This window comes from Sandarakinorhabdus rubra (assembly GCF_010994245.1).
Classification (GTDB): domain Bacteria; phylum Pseudomonadota; class Alphaproteobacteria; order Sphingomonadales; family Sphingomonadaceae; genus Sandarakinorhabdus; species Sandarakinorhabdus rubra.
The window spans coordinates 1-4733 of the sequence record NZ_WMHO01000204.1; the positions used below are offsets into that span (position 1 = coordinate 1).

Sequence of the window (4733 nt, forward strand, 5' to 3'; positions counted from 1 at the left end):
GCCCACCACAGGTGGACCTGGCGCTCGTAGGGCAGGTTGAGCCGGAAGGGCAGCGCGAACGGCCCGGCCCCGCCGGTCTGAGCCGGCAAGCCGATCCCCAGCGCGGCGGCCAGCACCACCGGTGGCGGCGGCGTCTGGCCCGGCCCCAGCGCGTCCATGTGACGGGGGATGAACCCGGTATCGATTTCGCCGGCGCGGAAGGCCGGGTGATCGGCAAGCCGCGCGAGAAAGGCGCGGTTGCACTTCAGCCCGTCGACCACGGTGGCATCCAGCGCGCCGACCAACCGGTCGATCGCTGCCTCCCGCGTGTCGGCATGGGCGATGATCTTGGCGATCATTGGATCATAATCGAGGCCGATGCGGCTGCCGGTTTCCACTCCGGTGTCGATCCTGACGCCCTGTCCGCTGGCAAACAGCAACTGCCGCAAGGTGCCGGTGGCGGGCAGGAAACCGGTTTCCGGGTCCTCGGCATAGAGCCGCGCCTCGATGGCATGGCCGTGGACCGCCAGTTCGTCCTGGGTGCGGGGCAGGGGCTCGCCGCGCGCCACGCGGATCTGCCATTCCACCAGGTCCTCGCCGGTGATGGCTTCGGTGACGGGATGTTCAACCTGCAGGCGGGTGTTCATCTCCATGAAGTAGAAGGCGGGATCACCCTCGGCATCGACCGTATCGAGATCGAGGATGAACTCCACCGTGCCGGCGCCCTGGTAGCCGATGGCATGGGCGGCGGTGACGGCGGCCACCCCCAGCGTGTGGCGTAGCCGTTCCGACAGGCCGGGCGCCGGGGCCTCCTCGATCACCTTCTGGTGGCGGCGCTGCAGCGAACAATCGCGCTCGAACAGGTGGACGGCATTCCCATGGCTGTCCGCGAACAGCTGCACCTCGACATGGCGGGGCCGCTGGATCAGCTTCTCCAGCATCACCCCAGCGTTGCCGAACGCCGACTCGCCCTCGCGCTGGGCGGCCATCAGCGCATCCTTGAACGCACCGGCATCATGGACGGCGCGCATGCCCTTGCCGCCGCCACCCGCCACTGCCTTGATCAGCAGCGGAAATCCCAGCTGCTTGGCGGCGCTCTGCAGTCTCACCAGGCTCTGGTCACTGCCCTGATAGCCGGGCGTGATCGGCACCCCTGCCTTCTTCATGGCGGCCTTGGCGCTGTCCTTCAGGGCCATCACCCGCATCGCGCCTTCGGGCGGGCCGATGAAGGTGAGGCCGGCCTTCTTCAGCGCCCGGGCAAAATCGGCATTCTCGCTGAGGAAGCCATAGCCGGGGTGGATGGCATCCGCCCCGGTGCGCCGCGCCGCGGCGATGATCGCCTCCATGTCCAGATATGGCCGGGGCCCGCTCAGCGGCACCGCCTGTCCGGCCTCGCGGACGAACGGCGCATCGGCATCGGCCTCGCTGTGCACCGCCACGGTGGCGATGCCCATGCGATGGGCCGTCCGGATGACGCGGCGGGCAATCTCGCCGCGGTTGGCGATCAGGATCTTCTTCATTGTGGCATCATTTGGGTGGGCAGCCCTTCGGATCGGCGGTCCAGGCAAAGCTGGTCAGCAGCCACTTGCCGTCCACCTTCATCCAGCCAAAACTGTCGATGCCGCAGTGGATGCGCTTGCCATCGATGTCGAGCGTGTAGGGCGCCCAGACATGGGCAAAGTCACGGGTGATCTCGATCCGCGGCTTGATCATCTTCTCTTCGAACTTTCGCGGCGGGGCGCTGCGGAAATTGTCGAACAGCTGCTGGCGGGTCATGGTGCGGAAGCGGCTGCCACCCTCGGGCGGGAAGCTCAGAACCTGGATGGTCAGCGTCGGGTGGGTCAGCGCCTCGGCGCTGTTCGGATCATTGTTGTCGAGCGCGGCCATGAAGGCGTTGGTGACGGCCAGCACCTCGTCCTTCGGTGCAGCCGCAGCCGGCGCGGCGAGCAGCAGCGCCGCGGCAAGCAACGGCATCAGTCGATCAGCCATGATGGTCTCCCCTTGTTCAGAAAGGCGTGAATGCCCTCCTGGCCTTCCGCACTCACCCGCCGCGCCGCGATGCGGCGGGCGCTTTCCTCGCGCAATTCATCGCTGATGGGTTGCCCGGCAAAATCCAGCGCCAGCCGCTTGGCATCGGCCACCGCGCCTGGCGCTGCCTGGCCGATGTGGGTGAGCCAGTGCGCCACCACGGCGTCCGCGGCGTCACTGTCAGCGGCCACTTCGTCAACCAGCCCGATGGCCTGTGCGGTCGCTGCATCAAAGGCCTCGGCCGTCAGGAACCAGCGCCGCGCCCGGGCACCGATCCTCGCCAGCACGAACGGCGAGATGGTGGCCGGGGTCAGCCCCAGCCGCACCTCCGAAAGGCGGAACTGCGCACCTTCGATGGCCACCGCCATGTCGGCGCAGGCCACCAGCCCGACACCGCCGCCCGTCACATGGCCGTGGGCAACCACGATCACCGGCTTGGGGCAGTCGTTGATGGCAGCCAGCATGCCCGACAGGCCTATGGCATCAGCCTGGTTGTCTGCCTCGCTCCAACCGGCGGCTTCCCGCATCCAGTCGAGATCGGCGCCGGCCGAAAAGCTCTTGCCTGCACCGGCCAGCACGATGGCGCGCACTTCATCAGCCTCGCCCAGCCGGGTGAAGGCTTCTTCCAGCGCCGCGATCAGTTCGGCATTGAAGGCGTTGTGCCGTTCCGGCCGATTGAGGGTGAGCCGGGCAGTGCCCCAATCGTCGAGTGTCTCGTCCAGCACGGCCGTTACATCCTGAACGTGCCGAAGCGGGTTTCGGGGATGGGCTGCTGCAACGACGCGGCCAGGCTCAGCGCCACCACGGCGCGCGTGTCTTCCGGCGCGATGATGCCATCGTCCCACAGCCGGGCGCTGGCATAATAGGGATGGCCCTGCGCTTCATACTGTGCGCGGATCGGCGCCTTGAACGCCTCTTCCTCGCGCGCCGACTTGAAGCCGCCCGATTTCACCGTGGCCAGCACGCTCGCCGCCTGCTCGCCGCCCATCACGCTGATCCGCGCGTTCGGCCACATCCACAGGAAGCGCGGGGAATAGGCGCGGCCGCACATGCCATAATTGCCCGCGCCGAAGCTGCCGCCGGTGATCACCGTGATCTTGGGCACGGCGGCGCAGGCCACCGCCGTAACCAGCTTGGCGCCATGCTTGGCAATCCCCTCGTTCTCATAGCGGCGGCCGACCATGAAGCCGCTGATGTTCTGCAGGAACAGGAGCGGCACGCGGCGCTGGCAGGCCAGTTCGATGAAATGCGCGCCCTTCTGCGCGCTCTCCGAGAACAGGATGCCGTTGTTGGCGATGATGCCGACCGGATAGCCCTCGATCTGAGCAAAGCCGGTGACCAGCGTCTCGCCATAGCGCGGCTTGAACTCATGCAGCTCCGATCCGTCGACCAGCCGTGCGATGATCTCGCGCACGTCCACCGGCACGCGCGTGTCGATGGGCGCCAGCGCGTTCAGCTCGGCCACATCGAACAGCGGTGGACGCGCCGGGCCGGGCGCCACGGCCGGCTGTGCGGGCAGGGTGCCCACGACGCGCCGCGCGATGGCCAGCGCGTCATGATCATCCTCGGCCAGGTGATCGGCGACGCCCGACAGGCGGGTGTGGACATCGCCGCCGCCCAGCTCCTCGGCGCTGACCTCTTCGCCAGTGGCCGCCTTCACCAACGGAGGGCCGCCAAGGAAAATGGTGCCCTGGTTCTTCACGATGATCGATTCATCGGCCATCGCCGGCACATAGGCGCCGCCGGCCGTGCAGCTGCCCATCACCACGGCGATCTGGGCAATGCCGGCCGCGCTCATCGTCGCCTGATTGTAGAAGATGCGGCCGAAATGGTCGCGGTCGGGAAACACCTCGTCCTGCCGGGGCAGGTTGGCGCCGCCGCTGTCCACCAGATAGAGGCAGGGCAGGCCGTTCTGCGCGGCAATCTCCTGCGCGCGCAGATGCTTCTTGACGGTGATAGGATAATAGGTGCCGCCCTTCACCGTGGCATCGTTGGCGACGATCACGCAGAGCCGCCCGGCGACCTGGCCCACGCCGGCGATCAGCCCGGCGGCTGGCACCTCCTCGCCATAGACATCATGGGCGGCGAACTGTCCGATCTCCAGAAACGCCGTGTGCGGATCGAGCAGTGCCTCGACGCGCTGGCGCGGCAGCAGCTTGCCGCGGGCAACGTGGCGCTCGCGCGCTGCCTGCGGCCCGCCCAAGGCGATGCGCGCCGCCTTCTCCCGCAGATCGGCAAGCAGATCCGCCATCGCGGCGGCCGTGGCCTTGGCAGACGGCGGTAGCGGTTGACCGATGGGAAGACCGTCGCGAACCATGAACAGCGGCATAGCCCGCACAGGCGCCGCCGCCAAGGGCGTGTTCGATCAACCGCGCTCCCAGCCGCCGGGGCCCCGCCGCACCCCGAAGCTGGCGGCAAGGTTGCTGACGCTGAGCACCGTCTCCGGCGGCCCGTCGGCCACCAGCCGCCCATGGTCGATCAGCAGCAGGCGGTCGGCGCGCGTTGCCAGATCCAGATCGTGCAGGGCCAGCACCACGCCGGCACCGCGACCTGCTTCGGCGGCCAACAGTTCCATCACGTCGAGCCGGTGGCCGGGATCGAGATTGGCCACCGGTTCGTCGAGCAGCAGCCAGGCCGGACGCGCCACCAGCGCGCGGGCCAGCAGCACGCGCGCCTGCTCCCCGGTCGACAGCGTGTCGACCGCACGGGTCGCCAGGTGCGCGGCA

At 68.4% G+C, this 4733-nt stretch carries 5 protein-coding genes; all 5 read right to left on the reverse strand.

The genetic code is table 11. The annotated features are described in order from the left end of the window. Positions 1 to 1499, reverse strand: a 1499-nt coding sequence (locus GJV64_RS11610) for an acetyl-CoA carboxylase biotin carboxylase subunit (RefSeq protein WP_164157377.1), incomplete at its 3' end; no start/stop codon positions are given. Between the two features lie 7 nt (positions 1500 to 1506). Next, a complete protein-coding gene (locus tag GJV64_RS11615; RefSeq protein ID WP_164157378.1) occupies positions 1507 to 1968 on the reverse strand; it encodes a nuclear transport factor 2 family protein in 462 nt (153 codons plus the stop codon). Continuing rightward, positions 1953 to 2732, reverse strand: a complete 780-nt coding sequence (locus GJV64_RS11620; protein WP_164157379.1) for an enoyl-CoA hydratase-related protein — start codon at positions 2730 to 2732, stop codon at positions 1953 to 1955. The genes GJV64_RS11615 and GJV64_RS11620 overlap by 16 nt, the downstream gene beginning before the upstream one ends. Positions 2733 to 2737: 5 nt before the next feature. After that, a complete protein-coding gene (locus GJV64_RS11625) occupies positions 2738 to 4258 on the reverse strand; it encodes a carboxyl transferase domain-containing protein (protein ID WP_235927719.1) in 1521 nt (506 codons plus the stop codon). A gap of 114 nt (positions 4259 to 4372) precedes the next feature. Then, positions 4373 to 4733, reverse strand: a 361-nt coding sequence (locus GJV64_RS11630) for an ATP-binding cassette domain-containing protein (RefSeq protein ID WP_164157381.1), incomplete at its 5' end; no start/stop codon positions are given.

What these genes read in the sequence shown, in the direction of transcription:
- GJV64_RS11615 (WP_164157378.1), bottom strand. Translation starts at nt 1,968, where the DNA reads ATGGCTGATCGACTGATGCCGTTGCTTGCCGCGGCGCTGCTGCTCGCC.
- GJV64_RS11625 (WP_235927719.1), bottom strand. Translation starts at nt 4,258, where the DNA reads ATGGCGGATCTGCTTGCCGATCTGCGGGAGAAGGCGGCGCGCATCGCC.